This is a genomic window from Sporosarcina sp. SG10008 (genome assembly GCF_044569405.1).
GTDB classification, from domain to species: Bacteria; Bacillota; Bacilli; order Bacillales_A; family Planococcaceae; genus Sporosarcina; species Sporosarcina psychrophila.
In genome coordinates this window covers 3,937,579-3,960,000 of record NZ_CP172607.1, presented here as the reverse complement: position 1 = coordinate 3,960,000, position 22,422 = coordinate 3,937,579, and the positions used below count along the sequence as shown (strand labels likewise).

Annotated in this window: 16 protein-coding genes and 2 rRNA genes (1 of these 18 only partly in view); 13 read left to right on the top strand and 5 right to left on the bottom strand. The window is 40.5% G+C overall.

Annotated elements, in window-relative coordinates; all coding sequences use genetic code 11:
* The 6 genes from ACGLYD_RS18615 to ACGLYD_RS18590 form a co-directional block, all read left to right on the top strand.
* A 23S ribosomal RNA gene (locus ACGLYD_RS18615) occupies window positions 1–2,702 on the top strand (it extends 230 nt beyond the left edge of the window).
* Window positions 2,703–2,783: 81 nt separating this feature from the next.
* Window positions 2,784–2,899 (top strand): 5S ribosomal RNA (rrf, locus tag ACGLYD_RS18610).
* A gap of 592 nt (window positions 2,900–3,491) precedes the next feature.
* Window positions 3,492–4,319: a YihY/virulence factor BrkB family protein gene (locus ACGLYD_RS18605; protein ID WP_399629849.1), complete on the top strand. Its 828-nt coding sequence runs from the start codon at window positions 3,492–3,494 to the stop codon at window positions 4,317–4,319.
* On the top strand, window positions 4,319–4,993 hold the full coding sequence (locus tag ACGLYD_RS18600) for a response regulator transcription factor (protein ID WP_399633310.1): 675 nt from the start codon (window positions 4,319–4,321) through the stop codon (window positions 4,991–4,993). Before ACGLYD_RS18605 ends, ACGLYD_RS18600 begins: the two co-directional genes overlap by 1 nt.
* Complete coding sequence (locus tag ACGLYD_RS18595; RefSeq protein WP_399629846.1) at window positions 4,990–6,369, top strand: ATP-binding protein; 1,380 nt, start codon at window positions 4,990–4,992, stop codon at window positions 6,367–6,369. The genes ACGLYD_RS18600 and ACGLYD_RS18595 overlap by 4 nt, the downstream gene beginning before the upstream one ends.
* 75 nt (window positions 6,370–6,444) lie before the next feature.
* Complete coding sequence (locus ACGLYD_RS18590; RefSeq protein ID WP_067213709.1) at window positions 6,445–6,843, top strand: hypothetical protein; 399 nt, start codon at window positions 6,445–6,447, stop codon at window positions 6,841–6,843.
* An 80-nt stretch (window positions 6,844–6,923) separates the two neighbouring features.
* Here the strand turns inward: ACGLYD_RS18590 and topB are convergent, their stop codons facing one another.
* From topB to ACGLYD_RS18570, 4 genes are all read right to left on the bottom strand, one after another.
* Window positions 6,924–9,074, bottom strand: a complete 2,151-nt coding sequence (gene topB, locus ACGLYD_RS18585; RefSeq protein WP_338654522.1) for a DNA topoisomerase III — start codon at window positions 9,072–9,074, stop codon at window positions 6,924–6,926.
* Between the two features lie 640 nt (window positions 9,075–9,714).
* Window positions 9,715–10,767, bottom strand: a complete 1,053-nt coding sequence (locus ACGLYD_RS18580) for an ATP-binding protein (RefSeq protein WP_399629843.1) — start codon at window positions 10,765–10,767, stop codon at window positions 9,715–9,717.
* On the bottom strand, window positions 10,764–11,453 hold the full coding sequence (locus tag ACGLYD_RS18575) for a response regulator transcription factor (protein WP_399629840.1): 690 nt from the start codon (window positions 11,451–11,453) through the stop codon (window positions 10,764–10,766). Before ACGLYD_RS18575 ends, ACGLYD_RS18580 begins: the two co-directional genes overlap by 4 nt.
* Window positions 11,454–11,508: 55 nt before the next feature.
* Window positions 11,509–12,162 carry a lysostaphin resistance A-like protein gene (locus ACGLYD_RS18570; protein ID WP_399629837.1) on the bottom strand — a complete coding sequence of 218 codons (654 nt, stop codon included), beginning with the start codon at window positions 12,160–12,162 and terminating at the stop codon, window positions 11,509–11,511.
* Window positions 12,163–12,472: 310 nt separating this feature from the next.
* Between ACGLYD_RS18570 and ACGLYD_RS18565 the strand changes: the two genes are divergently transcribed.
* The 6 genes from ACGLYD_RS18565 (at window position 12,473) to ACGLYD_RS18540 (ending at window position 19,763) form a co-directional block, all read left to right on the top strand.
* Window positions 12,473–13,030, top strand: a complete 558-nt coding sequence (locus ACGLYD_RS18565) for a cysteine hydrolase family protein (protein WP_399629835.1) — start codon at window positions 12,473–12,475, stop codon at window positions 13,028–13,030.
* 1,158 nt (window positions 13,031–14,188) lie between these two features.
* Window positions 14,189–14,806 (top strand): NAD(P)-dependent oxidoreductase, encoded by a 618-nt coding sequence (locus ACGLYD_RS18560; protein ID WP_067213703.1) that lies wholly within the window; start codon window positions 14,189–14,191, stop codon window positions 14,804–14,806.
* 425 nt (window positions 14,807–15,231) lie between these two features.
* A complete protein-coding gene (locus tag ACGLYD_RS18555) occupies window positions 15,232–15,471 on the top strand; it encodes an MMPL family transporter (RefSeq protein WP_187046215.1) in 240 nt (79 codons plus the stop codon).
* Between the two features lie 974 nt (window positions 15,472–16,445).
* Window positions 16,446–17,126 carry a response regulator transcription factor gene (locus ACGLYD_RS18550; protein WP_399629830.1) on the top strand — a complete coding sequence of 227 codons (681 nt, stop codon included), beginning with the start codon at window positions 16,446–16,448 and terminating at the stop codon, window positions 17,124–17,126.
* A 110-nt stretch (window positions 17,127–17,236) separates the two neighbouring features.
* On the top strand, window positions 17,237–18,874 hold the full coding sequence (locus ACGLYD_RS18545) for a sensor histidine kinase (RefSeq protein WP_399629828.1): 1,638 nt from the start codon (window positions 17,237–17,239) through the stop codon (window positions 18,872–18,874).
* Complete coding sequence (locus ACGLYD_RS18540; RefSeq protein ID WP_399629826.1) at window positions 18,867–19,763, top strand: hypothetical protein; 897 nt, start codon at window positions 18,867–18,869, stop codon at window positions 19,761–19,763. The genes ACGLYD_RS18545 and ACGLYD_RS18540 overlap by 8 nt, the downstream gene beginning before the upstream one ends.
* Window positions 19,764–20,379: 616 nt before the next feature.
* Here ACGLYD_RS18540 and yiaA read toward each other — a convergent pair.
* Window positions 20,380–20,850, bottom strand: a complete 471-nt coding sequence (gene yiaA / locus ACGLYD_RS18535) for an inner membrane protein YiaA (protein WP_399629823.1) — start codon at window positions 20,848–20,850, stop codon at window positions 20,380–20,382.
* 1,025 nt (window positions 20,851–21,875) lie between these two features.
* On the opposite strand from yiaA, the gene ACGLYD_RS18530 reads away from it, so the two are divergent.
* Entirely contained in the window at window positions 21,876–22,181 is a 306-nt protein-coding gene (locus ACGLYD_RS18530; RefSeq protein ID WP_338656726.1) for a monooxygenase, read from the top strand.
* Window positions 22,182–22,422: the final 241 nt, after the last annotated feature.

Genomic DNA, 22,422 nt, shown 5'->3' with positions numbered 1-22,422 from the left:
ATCGATTCCCTGAGTAGCGGCGAGCGAAACGGGAAGAGCCCAAACCAAGAAGCTTGCTTCTTGGGGTTGTAGGACACTCTATACGGAGTTACAAAGGAATGGATTAGACGAAGCGACCTGGAAAGGTCCGCCGTAGCGGGTAAAAGCCCCGTAGTTGAAAGTCCATTCTCTCCAGAGTGTATCCTGAGTACGGCGGAACACGTGAAATTCCGTCGGAATCCGGGAGGACCATCTCCCAAGGCTAAATACTCCCTAGTGACCGATAGTGAACCAGTACCGTGAGGGAAAGGTGAAAAGCACCCCGGAAGGGGAGTGAAATAGATCCTGAAACCATGTGCCTACAAGTTGTCAGAGCCCGTTAATGGGTGATGGCGTGCCTTTTGTAGAATGAACCGGCGAGTTACGATTCCATGCAAGGTTAAGCAGTGAATGCGGAGCCGCAGCGAAAGCGAGTCTGAATAGGGCGATAGAGTATGGGGTCGTAGACCCGAAACCAGGTGATCTACCCATGTCCAGGGTGAAGGTAAGGTAACACTTACTGGAGGCCCGAACCCACGTACGTTGAAAAGTGCGGGGATGAGGTGTGGGTAGCGGTGAAATTCCAATCGAACCTGGAGATAGCTGGTTCTCTCCGAAATAGCTTTAGGGCTAGCCTCAAACTTAAGAATCTCGGAGGTAGAGCACTGTTTGGACTAGGGGCCCATCCCGGGTTACCGAATTCAGACAAACTCCGAATGCCGATGATTTATGTTTGGGAGTCAGACTGCGGGTGATAAGATCCGTAGTCGAGAGGGAAACAGCCCAGACCACCAGTTAAGGTCCCCAAGTATTCGTTAAGTGGAAAAGGATGTGGCGTTGCCCAGACAACCAGGATGTTGGCTTAGAAGCAGCCATCATTTAAAGAGTGCGTAATAGCTCACTGGTCGAGTGGCGCTGCGCCGAAAATGTACCGGGGCTAAACGAATCACCGAAACTGTGGATTGACATCTTAGATGTCAGTGGTAGGAGAGCGTTCCAAGGGCGTCGAAGCTAGACCGTAAGGACTGGTGGAGCGCTTGGAAGTGAGAATGCCGGTATGAGTAGCGAAAGAAGGGTGAGAATCCCTTCCACCGAATGCCCAAGGTTTCCTGAGGAAGGCTCGTCCGCTCAGGGTTAGTCAGGACCTAAGTTGAGGCCGAAAGGCGTAGACGATGGACAACAGGTTGATATTCCTGTACCACCTCCCCGCCGTTTGAGCAATGGGGTGACGCAGTAGGATAGGGTGAGCGCGCTGTTGGTTATGCGCGTCTAAGCAGTGAGGTGTGGAATGAGGCAAATCCCGTTCCTATAACATTGAGCTGTTACAGCAAGGGGATTTATCCCTGAGTCCCTGATTTCACGCTGCCAAGAAAAGCCTCTAGCGAGGCGGGAGGTGCCTGTACCGCAAACCGACACAGGTAGGCGAGGAGAGAATCCTAAGGTGATCGAGAGAACTCTCGTTAAGGAACTCGGCAAAATGACCCCGTAACTTCGGGAGAAGGGGTGCTCTGGTAGGGTGTTAAAGCCCGAGAGAGCCGCAGTGAATAGGCCCAGGCGACTGTTTAGCAAAAACACAGGTCTCTGCAAAACCGCAAGGTGAAGTATAGGGGCTGACGCCTGCCCGGTGCTGGAAGGTTAAGAGGAGAGGTCAGCGCAAGCGAAGCTTCGAATTGAAGCCCCAGTAAACGGCGGCCGTAACTATAACGGTCCTAAGGTAGCGAAATTCCTTGTCGGGTAAGTTCCGACCCGCACGAAAGGCGTAACGATCTGGGCACTGTCTCAACGAGAGACTCGGTGAAATTATAATACCTGTGAAGATGCAGGTTACCCGCGACAGGACGGAAAGACCCCGTGGAGCTTTACTGTAACCTGATATTGAATTCCGGTGCAGCCTGTACAGGATAGGTAGGAGCCTTGGATTCCGGAGCGCTAGCTTCGGATGAGGCGTTGGTGGGATACTACCCTGGCTGTATTGGACTTCTAACCCATGCCCCTTATCGGGGCAGGAGACAGTGTCAGGCGGGCAGTTTGACTGGGGCGGTCGCCTCCTAAAGAGTAACGGAGGCGCCCAAAGGTTCCCTCAGAATGGTTGGACATCATTCGTAGAGTGCAAAGGCATAAGGGAGCTTGACTGCGAGACCTACAAGTCGAGCAGGGTCGAAAGACGGGCTTAGTGATCCGGTGGTTCCGCATGGAAGGGCCATCGCTCAACGGATAAAAGCTACCCCGGGGATAACAGGCTTATCTCCCCCAAGAGTCCACATCGACGGGGAGGTTTGGCACCTCGATGTCGGCTCATCGCATCCTGGGGCTGTAGTCGGTCCCAAGGGTTGGGCTGTTCGCCCATTAAAGCGGTACGCGAGCTGGGTTCAGAACGTCGTGAGACAGTTCGGTCCCTATCCGTCGCGGGCGCAGGAAATTTGAGAGGAGCTGTCCTTAGTACGAGAGGACCGGGATGGACATACCTCTGGTGTACCAGTTGTCTTGCCAAAGGCATCGCTGGGTAGCTATGTATGGACGGGATAAATGCTGAAAGCATCTAAGCATGAAGCCCCCCTCGAGATGAGATTTCCCATTACGCAAGTAAGTAAGATCCCTCAAAGAAGATGAGGTTGATAGGTCTGGGGTGGAAGCACGGCGACGTGTGGAGCTGACGGATACTAATCGATCGAGGACTTAACCAATTTTGAAAAGGGCTTGATTACCCTGATTCTGTGTAGCACAATGTCTGTTTTATTCAGTTTTGAGCGAACAAGCTCAAAGAGTCTGGTGACGATTGCGAAGAGGTCACACCCGTTCCCATCCCGAACACGGAAGTTAAGCTCTTCAGCGCCGATGGTAGTTGGGGGTTTCCCCCTGCGAGAGTAGGACGCCGCCGGTCTCATTGAAAGACCATTACCTTATAGGTAGTGGTTTTTTTTGTGTTTATTTTTAATGTTAACTATTTGGAGAGTTTATGGGTATGTGGTCGGAAAAAGGAATGGTTCTTTATTGTCGGAAATCTGCATTTGGAATTAATCCTACTGGTTATATAATTGGTTAGGGATGAGATATGTGATTGATTAGCAATGGGATATGATCGTTACCAGTGTTATATGATTGGTTAGCGATGGGATCTGATCGTTGCCAGTGTTATGTGATCGGTTAGCGATGGGATCTGATCGTTGCCAGTGTTATGTGATTGGTTAGCGATGGGATCTGATCGTTGCCAGTGTTATGTGATTGGTTAGCAATGGGATATGATCGTTACCAGTGTTATGTGATTGGTTAGCAATGGGTTATGATCGTTACCATGATTATGTGATTGGTTTGCAATGGGATATGATCGTTACCAGGATTATCTGATCGGTCCGAGGCACCTACTCTCAACCAATAACTTAATACAATTCACCTCTATAAATATTCTATATCCCTTTATAGTTATCCTATGGCATTCTTTAGAATAGGGTATATTGAAGTAGAGGGGGTTGCAAATGACAATTATTAAAAATGTAGTGGTTCGTTTTTTTAATGAACGCTTTTTTGATCAGGCAGCACAGACTGCATACTATCTTTTATTGTCCATGTTTCCATTTTTTCTTTTCATCCTTTCCTTACTCAGTTTGTTTCCCGTTGATGAAGAGATGCTTTTGACATTTCTCAGGCCTTTCACGCCTGATGAAGCGTTTACTGTAATAGAGGAAAATGTTCGTGCGGTTCTCAATAAAGGGCATGGGAAGGTGCTATATGCAAGCCTTGTAGCAGCGTTCTGGATTACTTCCATGGCTGTACAGTCGCTTGCGCGTTCACTTGACCTGGCGAATGGCTATGTACGTCGCTATGCATATTGGAAAGTACTGATACGTGATCTTGGAGTAACGCTTCTTTTTATGTTAGTCATTCCGTTATCATTGTTTCTTCCAATTATCGAAAAGGCTTTATATAGAGTTGTGACTTATTACGATACGATTGAGGAATGGCAAGGTTGGTTTTATATTTGGCCGAATGTTAAATGGGGTTTGGGAACGTTATTTCTGTTTCTATTCTTCTTATTGTTTTATAAAGTGGTGCCAACAGGTAAGATGAAGTTTAAAGAAGCACTTCCGGGAGCACTCTTTTCTGCTATTGGTTGGCAGTTATTTTCACTTGTGTTTGGGAGCTATGTTTCGAACGTTGACTATACTCGCTTATATGGACAATTGTCGGGTATTATCCTACTTGTTATTTGGTTTTATTTGACGGCGGTTATTATTTTGCTGTCAGGTTTGTTAAATGCGGAATGGCGTAGGCCATCCGGTAGAAAGAGGAGGCGCGTAACATGATGAAGATATTGGTGGTAGACGATGATCCTAATATTTTGGAGCTTGTGAGCATTCAGCTGACACAGGCCGGGTATACAGTTATGAAAGCATCGGATGGTTTTGAGGCGCTGGAGTTATTGGAAAAGGACTTACCTGATTTGGCAGTCGTGGACGTGATGATGCCAAGAATGGACGGCTATAAGTTGACGAAGAAGCTTAGGGCAGAGGCGGATATATCGGTTTTATTGCTGACGGCCAAAGGGGAGCTAGAAGATAAGGAAAAAGGGTTCCTTGCGGGTTCCGATGATTATGTTGTAAAACCGTTCGAGCCGAGAGAATTGTTATTTCGGATAAATGCAATTTTGCGCAGATACGATAAAGCAGTTGATGTGTTCATTCAAGCTGGACCGATGAAAATAAATCGGCAGAGCTATGAAGTCTCTGTTGGCAAGAAAGTGCTTCTTCTGCCGTTAAAGGAGTTTGAATTACTTTCGGTTTTGGCATCACGGTCAAATCATGTATTTACAAGGGAAATACTAATTGAACGGGTATGGGGTTATGACTATGAGGGCGATGAACAGACGTTAAACGTTCATATCAAGCGAATTCGAGACAAATTGGTGAAGCTGACAGGGGAAGTGACCATCTTAACAGTGCGAGGTGTTGGGTATAAGCTTGAAGTGTCACCATCATGAGATCGCTGTACGGAAAATTTATCGCGATGACAACCGTTATCATGATAGCAAGTGCGCTGATTGCATTTCTAGCGGTCAATACATATTACCATCAACAGCTGAAAGGGCAAAACGACGAGAAGAATATGAGCATTGCGAAAAGCATTGCGTCATTCATTGAATCGGATAAGGAATTAGATCTGGTAAATTACCTTGAAACGCAGTCTGCGGTCGGGTATAAGCTCTACGTTGTCAATGAAAACCAAGAAGCCACGATGTATGGGGAAGCATTTCGGGTAGAAAATCTTTCAAACAACGTTGTAGAACAGGTATTGAATGGTGACGTGTATCACGGGATGAGAGATCTCCCAGGCGAAACGTTCGTAACCGGATTTTTCTCGAATGAATTAGCAAACACCGTGGGGGTGCCCTTTGAATATAGTGGGGAAACATACGCCCTTTTTCTACGCCCAGACATTAAGATGCTCTTTACGGAAGTGCACTATATCCTTGGTGGGATGGTGCTGATCATGGCAATTATCAGTTTGCTGGCGATGCTGATTGTGGCTAAAATGTTGATTGATCCCATTACAGAGTTAACTGCCGCGACGAAAAAAGTTGGCGAAGAACAGTTCTCTGGAACGCTCGATATTAATCGAAAAGATGAAATTGGGCAACTGGCGAAAAGCTTTCAGCTGATGACGAGGAAACTTAGTGAAAATGATCGGATACGCAAAGAATTCATAAGCGATGTGTCGCATGATTTCCAGTCACCGTTGCTTAATATAAAAGGATATGCAGAGCTGTTGTTGGACGATAAACTCACGGAAGATTCACGGAAAAGTTATGCTAACGTTATCCAATCCGAAACGGAACGATTGTCTTCATTGACGAAACAGTTGCTGCTTCTCACATCACTCGATCAGTTATCATCCCCACTCGAAAAGAAGACCTTTGACTTGGACATGCAGTTGAAGGAGACGGTCCGCAAGTTTAGATGGTTGCTTGAAGTGAAAGAAATGACGTTAGAAATGGATCTTGAAGAAGTTCGTTTCACCGGAGACCCTGCATTTCTTGAGAAAGTTTGGGAAAACCTGCTATCGAATGCACTAAAGTATACAGAGATTGGCGGTGCGATTGAAGTCGTGTTAACCGAACAGCCGGATCATGTTACAGTTCTTATCCAAGACAATGGAATTGGCATTGATGAAGAGGGACTTGAGCGCATTTTTGACCGTTTTTACCGAGCAGATGACTCGAGAACACAGGAAACAGGCGGAACAGGACTTGGCTTATCGATCGTCATGCAGGTTGTTAAACTGCATGGTGGAACAATTAACGCTGTTAGTCGTAAAGGGCAGGGTACGACTTTTACTGTGGTGTTTCCGAAGTTGTAATGTCCTGTTCATCTTGCGTTCATATAGGATGTTTAAGATATGGGTATAACATTAACATTACAGGAGGAATTAAATATGGAAGCAAAATGGAGTCTACGATTGATTCGTATAGCAGCAATTTTTGGTTTGATCGGTACAGTATTAGGTTCACATATGGCCGGAGCAGGATCACCTGCATTCCGTCCAATTCACGCGCACATTTTATTAGTTGGTTGGTTGTCTCTATTTGCTTGGGGCGTCTTCTATCGAATTTACAAAGTCCGAGCAAAAAAACTGATTGCGATTCATGGATGGACGGGAATTATCGGAGCAATCGGTCTGACGTCAGGTATGTGGCTACAATTCATGCGACCGTTTGGGGTGAATGAAACACTGTCACTTATTCTGTACATCGTTGGTGGAACAATTTTACTCATTAGCTTTGCATTGTTTGTTATTATTACATTTTTAACTGAAAAAGAAAGTAAACGATAAGCGATTACAATATGATAGATTAATTCAACACAAAAAGTCACTTCCTTGATTTAAAAAGGAGGTGACTTTTTTGTGTGAAATTAAAACTCAATATTTATTTTCCCGTTAACGAGCGTTAAGCTCGCATCAAACTTCTTATCAGAATTGGAGACGAAACCTTTTATAACATTCGTTTTTCCTTTCGTGCAGAGAAGTTTAACTTGAGTAGGCGTGAGCTTTTTTTTCAAAAAGACAGCAGGAAAAGTCTGCTTGCAACCACTTGCGTAGGCACTGCAACCGTAGAATTCTTTGCGTGCAATAATCATACCTTCTTTACAAGCAGGGCATGGAGCGACTTCGACTTGTTGATAGGAGGTCCGTTGAGGCATCTTGCTCACTACATTGGCGGCTAGTTTTGCATCAATGGGCTTGGCGTTTAATTGGCCCGGTACTTCTTCCAATAAGCTGTTGATGAACTTCGCAATGCTGCCGAGAAAACGTTCCTGTGTTCCTTCACCATTGCCGATCTTTCGTAAATACGCTTCCCATTTAGCAGTCATGGACGGGCTTGCGAGAAGATTCCCTTCGATTGCTTGGCAGAGAATGCGCCCTTTATCCGTAATGGAAACGATGTTTTTTGTTACGTCGATATAAGCATGCCGTTTGATCGTTTCGATGATTCCACTTCGGGTAGCTTCTGTACCGAGTCCTTCAATTTCTTTTAAAATATCGGTCTCTTTTTTATCCTCGACAAGTTTTCCGCATGTTTTCATCATCGCGATAAGTTGGCCTTCTGTATACGGTTTCGGCGGCATCGTTTTGCCTTCTTTAATGCCGATATCACTTTCCACAGGTTCGTGCATCACAAGTGGCGGTAGCGTTGGCTCGTCCTTGTCTTTGTCATTTTCTTTCGCCGAACGGATGAACAATGCTTTCCAGCCCTTATCGCGTTCCGTCTTCCCGATTGTGAAGAATGGGAGCTTGTTGACTTCTGTCGTCACTTTCGTTTCAGTGTACAGATAATCAGTATGGAACATAGCGAGTGTGGTGCGGACAACTTCTTCATATAAGTTACGCTCGATGGTCGAGAGCCCAGCAAGTACCCCTTGTGAAGGAATTTTCTTCGTTGGAATGATTGCATAATGCTCCTGTACTTTTGAACTGTCGACATAGCGCTTTTTCGGAGCGAGTGATGCGACAGGGAAAGTATGACCGATAAGCTGCTGATACTCGGTTACTTGTCCAGCGAGATAGGTGAATTCACTTGGTGTGATATACCTGGAATCCGTCCTTGGATACGTCACGAGCTTCTTTTCATAGAGCCCTTGCATTGTCTTCAATACATTCGCAGGACTTATTTTCCATAGGCGGTTTGCCGTTGCCTGTAGTGTAGACAGTGCATGTAGCTGTGGAGGCGGCGTCCGTTTATCGACCGTTTCTACCGAAGTAACTACACCAGGTGATTTCGGATGGATATTATGTTTTGCGAGAAGGTCCCGGATAATTTCTCTTTTCGAATCCTTTGCTTTGGCCTTACCTTTATATGTCCCGTTTGCGGCAGTAAACGTCGCTTCGATTTCATAAAATGGTTCAGAAACGAATGCTTCAATTTCTATTTGCCGCTGATAAATAAGGTAAACAGTCGGCGATTGCACACGTCCGATTGAAAACACATCTCGAATGCCGCGTGCTTGCAACAGAAGGGAATAGAGCCGAGAACCATTCATCCCGACAAGCCAGTCACTAATTTGTCGGGCTTTCGCCTCCTCATACATCAGAAGATCTTTGCGATTGTCTTGTAAATTCGCGAATCCTTTGCGCACTTCATCGACTTCCAGCGAATTAATCCAAAGCCGCTTTATCGTTTGGTTTTTGGCGCCTGTTTGATAATAAATACTATAGAAGATATTCGATCCTTCACGGTCCACATCACAAGCATTAATGACAGTATCAGTAGCTTTAATCAGCTTTTTTACAATGGCGAACTGCTTGGTTTTATCCTTTGCGACCTGAAACTCATAGCGTTCCGGCAATATTGGCAAACTGGCAAGCGACCACTTGGCCCATTTCGGATCGTACTCTTTAGGTTCTTTTAGTTCGACAAGATGGCCGATTCCCCATGTAATATATGCACCTTCAGAAAAAATAGGGGAGGGCAATAACTCTAAATAGCCTTCATGTCGCCGTACAGAAAAAGCGTCTGCGTATGCCTTCGCTTGGCTTGGCTTTTCGGCTAAAATTACTGGTTTCATGACAAGACCTCTTTCACTGATAAGGAAAAAACGTTAGTTCTCCTATTATCTCATAGATTGAGAAGGTTTTCTAATCAATAGTTAGGGTGAAAATTAGTGCTAAGCTATGTGGAAGTTTATTTGGTTTTCAAGTAGAAAAGACAATACTCAACAAATAGTTGAGAAGTGACAAGTAGAATTAATATTGTTGATACCGTATTGTCATTCTTGGTGATTATCAAGCTTTTGATAAGGATAGTATCATTAAGATACATGAGGAGGGCTTTCAAGCAGGCTATTTTGATGAATCATTAAGGGACCACCTAGCGAACGCTGCAATTAATTACTATGCAAATAAATCAGCTGAAGATTTAAAGTTAGAATTAACTAGAGATGTAAGTCTTGCTTCAATGTCCTTAATTTTATTAGCAAATGAAGCTGGTTTTGAAACAATCACTATGTCAGGTTATGATTCTAAACAATTAAAGGCGACTTTAAATATATCTGAAAGGTATTTAGACGTTTTGCTTATAGCGATTGGTAAAGGAACTACAGCCGGTCATAAAACAGTAAGACATGATGTGAACAAGGTACTTTATAAAGACAAGATACTGTAATTATTTTCTTCAGCAATATGATATATAAAGAGTTGTAATTCTTTTTAAATTCCTTCATCATAAATCGGCAATTCAATCGTTATGATAAATCTATTCTTATTTATAGAAGCTTTTATTTCACCTTGCATTAAATGAACTAGATTCTTTGATATACTCAACCCAATCCCTAGATGTCCTTTAGGGTTTCCATTTCTATATTCACCAGAATAATATCTATCAAATAGTTTAGATAACTCTTCCGGTTGCAAGTGATGTCCATCATTTGCAACCGAAATGTAAATCGTTTGATGATTATTCCAGCCTTTCATTTCAAATGTATTCATTGCATACCTGGTAGCGTTATTGACTAAATTACTAACCACCCTTTGCATATGGTCCTTATCCACTTTAATTCGACAATCATTCTCTATTTCATTGATCAAAACACAAGGTATTCCCTGTAAGGCTACATCCACCCCACACGTTTCGTATAAATCTTCTAGAAGGTCCTTTGCATAGAGCACTTCACCCTTTGTAGGTAGCTGATCTCCCTCGGATTCATTGAATACCTTTAATTGACCAATCAAAGTATCCAGTTCTTTCACTTTTTTATCAATCACTTTTAGGTATTTTTGAAAGTCTTCTTCGTCAACAGCCATCCCATCTCCTAACCCCTCAACATAACCACTGATAGAGGCTAAGGGTGTCTTTAAATCATGGGTAATGTTTGTGATAAACTGTCTACGTTTTTGTTCAAAGACCATTTGTTCCGCCTTGTTTTTCTTTAAACTCAATCGCATTTTTTCAAAATGAGTAGCAAATCTACCAATCTCATCATTTCGATCATAATTAATGGGGAAATCGAGGTTTCCTGAAAGAATTTCGTTCGATACTTGTGTTAATTCCTCTAAAGGCTTAACCACTCTTATTTTTATAAAACGGGTTAGCACCATTGTTACAAGAATATAAGGAATAGCAAAAAAGAGGCTTATAGAAATAATGAAAAGTAATTGTTCTCTTGACGAACTAAATCCCACCAGTAATAGGCCCATAAGCAAAGGCGAAATTATGAGCAGGATGAGAATAGATTTTAATGTCGATATTAATCCTCGTTTCATTGTAAATCACCGTTAAACCGATAACCTACACTACGAACAGTGACGATGCAATTTGCCAACGCGAGTTTATCTCTAATTTTTTGAATATGGATAACCACAGTGTTTAAGTCCCCGTATTCATCAAATCCCCATACTTGATCATACAGATGCTGTTTTGAAAAAACTTGATTTGGATGGGACAACAGGAATGAAAGGATATCAAACTCTTTTGCGGTAAATTGAATTTCAACTCCGGATTTTTTGACTACTCTGGATATCCTATTTACTTGTATATCGCAAAATTTTAAGATTGACTTTTCATCAGTTTGTAAGTTTGTAAATGTCGTTGCTCTTCTTAGTTGGGCTTTTACCCTTGCTACAAGTTCCTTTATAGAAAACGGCTTCACCACGTAATCATCCGCACCTAATCCTAACCCTAAGATACGATCTAGTTCTGTTTCCTTTGCACTGATAATAATGACAGGCAGTGTAGACTGTAGCCGAATATTCCTCAAAATTTCTAGCCCATCAATTCCTGGCAACATTAAATCTAGCAAAATAATATCAGGCTGCACTTTATTGAAAATGGTTAACGCTTCATTCCCTGAGTTGCAGATGATAACTTCAAAGTTATCCTTCTTGAGATAATCCCTAATTATATCTGCTAGTTCAGTCTCATCCTCAATTATTAAGACTTTCTTATTCAACGTCAGGCCTCCTCTGGTGTAGATTTTACTGCTTGATTTAAACTAAAATGTCATTTTACGTATACAGGACTAGTGGGATCAAGGCGCTTAGATTGTTAAATGTATGAAAAATAATTGGAACAAGCAAGTTGTATTTAGAAACGACGTACAATGTGCCAAGTATAAGGCTAATTGTTAAATAAGGCACGATGTTTGTGAGGTCAGAGAAACTGTGCATATGCAGTAATCCAAACAAAATGCTTGATAGCAACACACAACCCCATACGGGTATACGACTTGATAATCTGTAGATCAGCAAATGCCGGTATACAAATTCTTCTACTATCGGCCCCATAATACCTAGAATAGCGAGAATGAGAATTGTAGGAAATGCCATTGCGATCTGATAAACATTTTGATCATTGGTTGCATCACCGATAGGTAACAAGTAGTAAGCCAAAACAGAAAATAAGATGAAAATGAAGTAGAAGCCAATCAGTAACAATAAGCTACGAGAAATGGATTTCTTCAGAAGTTGCCAACTATCAGCCAGATGCTGGCGAAATAAAAAGATTCCTGCGATAAAAAGCACGGTATATAACATGAGTGTCATGGCTGACCTTACTTCGACCGTATACAGATGCTGGAAGAAACGAATTGCAAAAATAAGACAATAAGTAAGTGCAAAAATAATTATTTTTCTGATAGGTACATTTCTGGTTTCGGTCATCCTCTTTCACCTGGTTTACTTATTATAAAAGTTTCGTTTTTGCGTAACCTGATATTCACCATAAAAATTCCTCCCTCTTTTTATTAATCGTACAAGAGGAAGTTAATGTGTTCGTAATGACTAGATAGTAATTTTATAAAGCTTTGATAAAGTTTTGATAAAGTCATTAATATTCCTCTATTCTTTTTTTACCATTAATCAATGCGGTGAAGTAATCATTTAATTAGTGGAGGATACAAGCTACAAATGATTGATTAAATCGTGATTAGTCTGTATGTTTTAATTGTATGGGAAATTAGGAGGATTAGTGATGGATAAAAGAAACCAAGCTTTAATTATCATAGATGTGCAAAAAGCTTTCGATGATAAAAAATGGGGAGAACGAAATAATCTTCATGCCGAAGAAAATATTAGTGAGATCCTGACATTATGGAGGGAAAAAGGGTGGAAAGTAATCCATATTCAACATATGTCAGATAATCCAGATTCCGTATTTCATCCTAAGAATGTTGGATTTGCAATTAAAAAATTGGTTGAACCTACTGCTGAAGAAGTAGTGATCACAAAGAAAGTAAATAGCGGTTTTATTGGTACAAATTTAGAAGAATATCTAAAACAAAATGATATCTCAACGGTTGTAATCGCAGGATTGACCACGCCTCATTGTGTTTCTACGACTACAAGAATGAGCGGTAATTTAGGATTCAATACATACCTTATTTCAGATGCAACAGCAGCCTTTGGTATGACGGATCAAAATGGTACATATTACGATGCAGAAGTGATACACAATGTTTCTATTGCAACTTTGCATGAGGAGTTCGCGAAAATAATTACAACAGAACAACTAGTAAATGAACTTTCATAGTACTCTTATTGAACCACCGGATTGTTTATAGCCAAATGAGAAGGTGTAACAGGGCAGTAATAATTGAATAAAGGGAAGAAAAACGCCTTAATTTAAGGCGTTTTTCTTCCCTTTATTTGTGTCAGTGTTAAATATTAACGGAGTCAGTAATAAATTCACCCAAAATGATTGATCTTCTAATCCTCGTTATTGTTAGACTATTTACTCGGAAAAGTCTATCGTAAATATGGTCTACAGTTCTTATCAAGTAAGGGATTCAACAAATGTTATTCAAGTATAGAGGTTGCTTGACCCATATCATCCACATAATGGGATGACCGGTTTCATGACCACACCTCTTTTCTTTTTACGATGAAACGTTAGTTCTGATAGTTGTATTATCGCCCAAATGGGGGAGGTTATCTAATGTATGACGGCACCATATTTTATTTCTTCATGGGTTACTCAATTCAATGTAATATAGGGATTTTATCGATCTTATAGAATATAGAAATGAAGATCAGTGTAACAATCAGTACTTTTTAAAGCAATGAGATGTACAGAGAGAAAAATGAAAAGTATATTGTTGATGTATATGTCTAAATTCACTTCTCTGAACGACGAGGACCAACTATAGCTGAAATATAAACATTGAGGAATTTAACAAGGGAACCATTGAACCATTCATCTTGGATAAGGAGAGGTCCCCACCAGTAGTGGGTGCACTCCAAAACGATTAATCCAATAGACCAAATGAGTTCAAACGCTTCCAAGCGCTATGCCATGTTTGCTTGAAGCTGATCCATTTTCAATAATGATAAGTGATATACCTTAAGTAAGAGCAGCTTTCCTTAGATTTGTTGAGTCCTTTTTAACTACCTATTTTTGTTCTAGCTTTATTGTAATCGGTGGTTTAAGATGATTAATCGACTTAAGTTAAGACCTGTTTTTTACAATCAAAAGATTGAAGTTGTTAATTAAACAACCACGCTTACATCGATTAGAAAAAGTGATGTTTTCATTCCGAACAAGTTGGCGGGGGATTTGTTAGCAATAATTACTCAATGCTGGAAAGTGATTTTTAGTATTCCAATTCGAAGGAGGTCGTACTTTAATAGTTATGTTAGAATTAGTTTACGAGTTAAATAATGGTAAACCAATTCAGCTTGGAGGGAACTTATGAAAATCATCATTTTTGGAGCTTCTGGAAAAACAGGGAAGTTGCTTGTTGAGCAAGCGCTTTCTGACAACCATAGGGTCACAGCATTCGTAAGAAACCCAAGTAACTTAAACATTTCCAATCCGAACCTTGTGATTGTACAGGGGGATGCAACAGATGCATCTGATGTAAAAAAAGCTATTCTTGGGCATGATGCAGTTATTTCAACACTTGGAACGAACACTGGATTACGAAAAACGACAATACTTCATGAAATGACGCAAAACATCGCTCAAGGTATGAAGGAACAGCAAGTGTCGCGGATCGCTTACATGGCTTCGGCAGGAATCGACAAGGAAATACCAGGTGTTATCGGGAAAATTACGATAAAATTGCTTGGAAATGTGCTAGACGATCATCATAATGCAGTGGCTGTATTAAAAGATAATAATTTACAATGGACGATTGCAAGACCCCTAGGACTCAACGACAAACCGTTTACAGGGACATATCGTAAAGAAGCGATTGGGGTTCCTAAAGGCGGCCGTGCAATTTCTCGTGCGGATGTCGCCGACTTCTTATACCAGGCCATTGTCAATGAAGAATTTATCCATCAGTCTGTTGCTTTGAGCGACTAGTCAACAAGAAATGCTAGATAAAAGCACAAGAATAGTAGAAGGCCGAGTTCTAACACATTTAGAGATGTGTTAGAACTCGGCCTTTGAGTGGTCCATCTACTATTGATGTATCGTATTCATTAAAAGTAGCGTTTTTATTGTATATGTGGGTGATTCAAGGTTTCCTAAAGGGAGATACCGAACCGCGATATTTGCGAGTAGCGATGATATCAACCGCCCCGCATGACACAGGCAATTAAGTAGTGAGGTGAAACGGAAGTTATTGGTGAGGTACTTGATAATGTGAGTGCTGCTGAAGTCAATAGATTAAAAGAGATGCTACCTTTCAGTATTTTACCGCCACAGGCCCACACAAGCTTTTTCTCGGAAAATAAAGATCATTAGATTCCAAAGAATTAGAGGTAAGTATAAAGAAGATAAAAGTAATGGTACAAGATCAAATTGGTATGACGGTTTATATGACTGGTCCTGCAGGAATTGTTATTGACACCCTAAGCTTGTTTTCTAGAGCTGATCTTGTATTAATTTTATCAACGGTCGGAATTATTTTGGTTTTATTGATTGTCATTTATCTTTCGCCGTTACTTGCTTTGATTCCTTTACTAGCTACATACACGGTATTTATTTGTATGGCGGCTAACTATAATCAGGATATTCTAAAATGAAAGGCGAAGCTGAATAGCAAGAACCCATTATTAGGTGCTTCACATTAATTAAAGTCTCAATTGTATAGTGGGAAAATGCACATAAATCCTGGTTGTTAATCGGGTTATGTGCATTTTTATATTTACGTGCATGGCGATACCATCAATTAATGCAAAGAGCCGCTCAACTTCCAGATCAAGATTGAGATTTTTTTAGTAAATCCATCGTATACAAATAACTAATGAGCTTTTGCCTACCTTCTAATATTCCATCATCAAGTATATTTAATTTAGATGTACGATGTTTCACATGTGCTTTAAAAGCAAACCAAACTGACATTTCTGCAAGTAATTCTGTATTGTCGGATACACACTCAAGTAATACAATGATGACTCATTCCCTTTTACATATGTGAACGAAGTTCTTCCAAGACCGCGTAACTCGCACTTTTCATTGGTGCGGACTTTTTATGGTCGACAATCTTTTAAAAAAAGTCGAACGCGTATATGGTCTATTTACCTTGCATAACAAGAGATTCAATAGCCTTTATTAAAATTTAAATATTGCTTGACCCTTATCACCCACATAATAGGATGACGGGTTTCATGACTGCATATCTTTCGGTCCGTAATAGAAACGCTTGTTCTGTGAATATCGCATATAATGGAGAGGTTTCCAAATTCATAGTTGGTGTGAAGGCGGCTGTTAATGTCAAACAAACCTTGAGAACTCGGTGACATTGTAACACTGTAGAAAACAAGAGTATGATTCAGTTAAGACAATTGTTTGTTGTGAATTAGTAATTGCTAGAAGAAGTCCTTTAAAAGTTTTGACTTTACTGGTTTATGAAATCCATACAACGTACACACGACGTACACAGGAGTCCTCTATACTAGGTCTAGAAAGTACTATCGGAGGTGTAGGGTACGTGAAAATATACTAGAATCATGTCCATAGTTAAAGGGTGACGTGGATAGATGTGGAGAGTGCAGCTATGAAAAGAAAGATATTGTTAGTCGAAGATGATACGCTGATGCGTGAGTTTATAACGGATTATTTCAAAAAGGAGCAATGGGAAGTATACGAAGCGGAGAACGGAATGCTCGCACTGGAGATTTTTGAACAAAATTCCATTGACCTGATTGTTTTGGATATTATGATGCCGGAAATGGATGGGTGGTCGGTATGCAGGCGCATTCGCAAGGAGTCAGACATACCGATTATCATGATTACAGCTAGGGTGGAAGACGATGATCAATTGATGGGGTTCGAGTTGGGTGCCGATGAATATGTGACGAAGCCTTTTAGTCCGAGGGTATTAGTGGCTCGTGCTACCGCATTAATGAAAAGAACGGAAGGTACAATTGGTCGTGAAGGAGATATACATACCTTTGGCGATCTAGTAGTAAACAGAATGGCTCATACTATTTCCGTGGCGGGAAATATGATTTCTTTGTCACCAAAGGAATATGATTTGCTTATCTTTCTTATCAAGCACTACGGTAAAGTTTTATCCCGTGATTATATTCTGGACGCTGTATGGGGATACGATTATTTAGGGGATTTGCGGACAGTAGATACCCACGTCAAAAAATTAAGAGCCAAGCTTAGTGCCGAAGGTCGATATATAGGTACCGTCATCCGCGTAGGTTATAAATTTGAGTTGGAAGCATGAGAAGGCAGGGGGTAGTCCTTAAACTTTTTGTGGTAACATCTATTCTGATTATGACTGTTTTTTCCCTTGTGATGCTTGCGGAGGGCTTGTTTTTCGAGCGGTTTTATCGAATGTCCAAGATCCATGCACTAGAGCAGAATATGAGCCATTTCGAGGATCAATACGAACAGGTTGGATCCAATAATCAGCAAGTTTCACGGCTACTCGGTGCGTTTATGAATGATAATGATACCAGTACTTCCATCTTAAATCATCGGTTTGAACGGATTAGCATAAATCCTTATTTTCTGGAGTTGCAAACAGATAGACAGGCCATTACCATTCGTGTGCCCGCGGATGGTATGGAACTAGGTGCTATTCCGAATGGGATTCAGATCGGTGATACAACAGTGATAGACGGTATTTTCATGGATGAGGATGATACTGTCATGCAACTTGTTGCCATACAGCAGAAAAACGAAGATCTCGTAAATGGGTTAACACGAGTGAAGGGTAAAATAACGGATTTGATGCTACCCGAACAACGCTCGTATAACCCTCTATATCAAGATACCCTGATCGATGAAGCCCTCCAGGACTGGATGCCGAAGCTGGAACAATATGAATCTCGTTTGCAGGACGGTTCGCTTGTTCAGGCGGAATGGATAGATAATTGGAGTGGTGTCCAATACGCTATTCTGATTAAATCGCTAGCACATAGTGAAAATACAGAACGTTATTTATTCGTCATAACTTCTCTACAACCAGTTGGGGAAGCAGTCGAGATACTCAAGAAGTATTTTGTATATTTGACGCCGGTAATTATTATGCTCACCATTATTCTATCTTTGATTTACTCGAGAATTGTATCCCGTCCGTTAGTTACGCTAAACCGTGCTGCCGCGCGACTCGCCAAGTTAGATTTTACCATGGAGCCTGAAATTCATTCGAAGGATGAATTCGGGGAGCTGTCGCGCAATCTAAATGCGTTGTCTCAGAATTTAGATACGACCTTAAAGGAACTTACTAATATGAATGTGAAATTACAAGTGGAGATGGAAGAAAAGCGGCGATCCGAGCAACTTCGTAAAGAGCTAATCGCGAACATATCGCATGAATTGAAAACCCCTTTAGGCATTGTAAAAGGTTTCGCAGAAGGGTTGCAGGATGGAGTAGCGAGCGACAAAAAAGACCGTTACCTGAATCACATCGTGAATGAAACAGATCGGATGAATGCTTTAATAATGGATATGCTGGAGCTCTCCAAATTCGAAGTCAAAGCCATTCATTTAACGCTTAGAAGCGTATCCATGACAAACCTTGTTCAAAATGTAGCTGATTCGTTTTCTCATCAATTAGAGGAAAAGCACCTTCAATACAAGTTGAACAAAGTAGAAGAACTATTTGTAAAGGCAGATTCTAGACGGATTGAACAGGTCGTTCTAAATTTATTGAGTAATGCCATTCGACATGCTGTGGAGAACAGTGTCATTTCCATTAGTATCGAGCGGACATATTCTGGAAAGGTAGTCACGGTAATCGAGAACGCTGGACCGCCCATTGCGGAGGACGATTTGAACCGGGTGTGGGATCAATTCTACCGGATTGAGCGTTCTCGGGATCGTAAATCTGGAGGGACCGGTCTGGGACTCGCGATTGTCAAACATATCCTGGAGCTTCATGATAGCGAGTTTGGTGTAGCGAATACAAATCAAGGCGTCGCATTTTCTTTTACCTTATATGAAAGTAGAGGAGAATCCCATGAATAACAAAAAATACAGCTATATCATTTCAGCTCTGTGCATGCTTCTTTTAACTAGTGGTTGTGCTATGAAATCTGAGTCTGAAGCACCGGACGCGCAGCCATCTGAAACAAATCAAGACAATACCACCAAAGTAGAGGACGCTTTAGCGGATTCCGGGAATGAAATATTAATTGTAATAGATCAGACCCCAAAACCGATAGAGGGAAATAGTTTCGATTTCGTAGTGAAACAGGTACCGGAAGGATTCGCGCTAGCCGAAATACAGTGGATTTCCAAGGATAATCTGATTGTAAATTCGGTTCAAGATGCCATTGAACACGGAGCTAATGGGGAAGATGGATTTTACATTAGTGGTGACGGACAATTCTCGGGTTTCATATATCCGGATACGATGAAGGGTGAGGAAGGTCAGGTTGTATTTCTATTCAAAGATTCCGAAGGCAATGAGTTAACTTGGAAAAAGAAATTAACGTTGAGTCCGTCAGCAAACTCTCAGGAGGGGGGTAAGAATGAAAATGCCATTGAGATTCCGCAAGATGCGTTAGAGCAATATATGCAGGCTATTGCTAATCAGGATGCTGCAAAGTTGGTCGAGTTATACGGGGGTAGTTACCAAGGACTCATTAACTTATTTCCCGAAACAGACACTAGTGACAAGTTGAAATTAATTGATCAGTATCTGAAGCTACTGCCAAGGATTTCACTGAATGAAATTCTTGAACAGACCGTAGTAAGCAAGGACGAATATATATTCGTGATTACGTTAAAGTTGGAAGACGGAACCTTGTTCCATACGAGGGAGTTTGACACGACCACTGAAAAGTTTACTTACACAGTTAAACGAGTCGATGGCAAGCTGAAAATGATGGAACTTCCTCCATACCAGGCTTAGTTTGATGGTAGTCACGATGAGTTGAAACTTTTGTTAACATCATTGAAAGCAATGATGTTAACAAAAGTAAATACTAAGGTATATCGTGCATAACTTTTCATTCGATATTGATTAAAGGCTATATAAAACCGACTGATGGGCTTAATAAATTGAGATTCTGATTTGAATTTTGGGTAGTATAATAACCTGAGATGGGAGAGCGTCACGCTGACGGTTTGAAGGTCGACGTTTCGCACCCAGTATGCACCATAAAATGAAATGCGGTTTGAGCTCTTGATGAATAAGGGTTCTTTTTTTGATTGATAATTGAATCTAAGGTGACAGTCAGAGCGACCCTTCCTTTAGACTCGCTACGGATGAATACTATCTTCAGGCGAAGCAATTGAAAGATGGTACCGAGGGGGAAAGTGACCAGAGCTTGAAAAAAGTCCTTTCCAAGCTGAAGAGCGGGAGAATTTGATTTAATAAGATAGAGTATGTGGGTGACTGACATCCTAAATGTAGTGGCGTTTATTCAAAAAAAGCGAGTCACACTCCGGTAAGAAAAAGGGGTGACTCGCTTAGTTATATTCTACTTGTTGAATAAGTCCAGACTGTCAAATTAACGGGAAGTAACTCAATCTATTTCTCTTGCTCTCTGTGTATCCCTAACATTTTTCTGAACGGTTATCGCTGCAAATATACTAAGAACGAAAGCCATACCATAGAACCCTTTTTCACTTAAGACAATACTTCCTGCGTTGTATAAACCGATGGCCATTAATAAAATAGATATAATAAGTGCTAACCAACTAATACCATAATAAATGTTCGTGACTGGTATTCCTTCTTCTTTATCTCTTACAGCTTTTTGTAAAGAGACAGATGAATAGAGTCCGAATACTAAAATTGCAAAGTAATATCCTTGTTCATTCAGTTCCATAGCTGCATTATACAGGCCAAAGAGATAAGCTGATACTCCTATTACCAGTGCTGCCCATGAAGCTCCTTTGAAAACCGGAGTTGGTTCTCCATCTTTTCTTTTTATTTTCATTTTTGGGGCATTTTGTTTTTCTTTATCAAATAAATCTTCATTATTATTAGTCATTGAATGTTCTCCTCCCCTTTCGACAATCATATCTGAACGAGTATAAATCAGCAATGTTTTTTGGGAATAGTCTAACTCCTCTAAAAAGTTGACTCTGATTTTAAGTCTACAAAAGTGTTAGCTTTAACAGGGATCATCAAGGATTATTCGCAAATGAGTTCGTTTCTGTCATTCTTTGAACATTGCAGCTAATTTTTTGTAGGAACTTTTATAGTATGTAAATAAGGGGAAATTAACTAGTCGTGTATATATAATTTTATGGGATATATTCTGCGTATTGGGAGAAAGAAGAGGTATACAAAAAAATATCTATGGTGGTGAGAATTCTTTCCAAAGTTATATTGGAAAGCAGGGGATTGGTTAAAATGATGCAGCCCATCTAAGTAAGTCTCTTCTTGTATTACAATTTTCTAATGGATTACAGCCCAATCCGAACTAATACATATTATTTTAACGTAACTATCAAACTGGACAAACTGACGGAAATTGTACACTGAATCCAAATGGAAATACTCGATCCCGATTGGACTTATGGGGAAAAATGATAGCAGGCGGATACTGTAGCTGTTAATTACATATTATGATTGACAGGTTTAAATATTACAGGGTAAAAATGAAAAGGGGAGGAAACAACATGTTTATACATTCATGAGAGTCTTCGAGGGAGATCAAATCATACAAAAAGGACACGCTTTTAAAACTCATTCTTAACTTTTAGGTATAATACATATGAACAAATGCGGCTAGTTAGCTAATTAACATAAGAGTCTTTATAATTAAGGTATTGACATCCATGAATACTATTTGAAGGATGAAAATAAGTTCTAAATCTGGAAGCACTACAACCATCCCTTTTTAGCTTGCATTAAACAGAAAAACTTCTATTTCATAAAGAAATTGAAGTCATGTACATTGTTGAACAATCAGTCATTAACTCATTTATTAAAAAATAGCTTACACGAGATCATTATCAAGCGCAGGAAAAATTTATTTTACAACTACTAAATAATCGGAGGAGAATGACTATGGCGTACCTATTACAAGTGGATTTTAAAATGGATGGACCATTCGGAGATGAAATGGCGGAAGCGTTTACTGATTTAGCAAAAAGCATCAATGAAGAAGAAGGATTCAAGTCGAAAGTTTGGACAGAAAGCCCAGAAACAAATGAAGCCGGTGGAATTTACATTTTCGAAACAAAAGAAACAGCTGAAAAATATCTAGATATGCACACTAAAAGATTAGCCGGATTTGGAGTCACAGCCGTCAACGCAAAAATCTTTGCGATTAATTCTAAACTTACCGAAATTACTAAAGGGTCGATAAAGTAAATAAAAAACCTGTAAATTTATTGTTAAAATTCACGGATTTTATATCGTCTCTTATCAAACGAAAAGTAGTACATCAGTGCTTGAGTAGAAACTCTTTCTGTAAAGAAAGTTCAGGATACTCTTGAGAATTGTATTAGTATCTAGCCGGCCCCCTTGAGGGATCAGCTATTTGACCGTCCGATCTATCAAATCGGAGGTCTTATTTTTTTATTCAATTTAATTTCTTGATATATAAGATTGG

Excerpts from the sequence above, each read along its gene's own strand:
- ACGLYD_RS18580 (WP_399629843.1), bottom strand. The coding sequence starts at position 10,767 with ATGAAACGAGGATTAATATCGACATTAAAATCTATTCTCATCCTGCTC.
- yiaA (WP_399629823.1), bottom strand. The coding sequence starts at position 20,850 with ATGACTAATAATAATGAAGATTTATTTGATAAAGAAAAACAAAATGCC.
- ACGLYD_RS18605 (WP_399629849.1), top strand. The coding sequence starts at position 3,492 with ATGACAATTATTAAAAATGTAGTGGTTCGTTTTTTTAATGAACGCTTT.
- ACGLYD_RS18545 (WP_399629828.1), top strand. The coding sequence starts at position 17,237 with ATGTCCAAGATCCATGCACTAGAGCAGAATATGAGCCATTTCGAGGAT.
- ACGLYD_RS18555 (WP_187046215.1), top strand. The coding sequence starts at position 15,232 with ATGGTACAAGATCAAATTGGTATGACGGTTTATATGACTGGTCCTGCA.
- ACGLYD_RS18590 (WP_067213709.1), top strand. The coding sequence starts at position 6,445 with ATGGAAGCAAAATGGAGTCTACGATTGATTCGTATAGCAGCAATTTTT.
- ACGLYD_RS18560 (WP_067213703.1), top strand. The coding sequence starts at position 14,189 with ATGAAAATCATCATTTTTGGAGCTTCTGGAAAAACAGGGAAGTTGCTT.
- ACGLYD_RS18530 (WP_338656726.1), top strand. The coding sequence starts at position 21,876 with ATGGCGTACCTATTACAAGTGGATTTTAAAATGGATGGACCATTCGGA.
- ACGLYD_RS18600 (WP_399633310.1), top strand. The coding sequence starts at position 4,319 with ATGAAGATATTGGTGGTAGACGATGATCCTAATATTTTGGAGCTTGTG.
- topB (WP_338654522.1), bottom strand. The coding sequence starts at position 9,074 with ATGAAACCAGTAATTTTAGCCGAAAAGCCAAGCCAAGCGAAGGCATAC.
- ACGLYD_RS18540 (WP_399629826.1), top strand. The coding sequence starts at position 18,867 with ATGAATAACAAAAAATACAGCTATATCATTTCAGCTCTGTGCATGCTT.
- ACGLYD_RS18595 (WP_399629846.1), top strand. The coding sequence starts at position 4,990 with ATGAGATCGCTGTACGGAAAATTTATCGCGATGACAACCGTTATCATG.
- ACGLYD_RS18565 (WP_399629835.1), top strand. The coding sequence starts at position 12,473 with ATGGATAAAAGAAACCAAGCTTTAATTATCATAGATGTGCAAAAAGCT.
- ACGLYD_RS18550 (WP_399629830.1), top strand. The coding sequence starts at position 16,446 with ATGAAAAGAAAGATATTGTTAGTCGAAGATGATACGCTGATGCGTGAG.
- ACGLYD_RS18570 (WP_399629837.1), bottom strand. The coding sequence starts at position 12,162 with ATGACCGAAACCAGAAATGTACCTATCAGAAAAATAATTATTTTTGCA.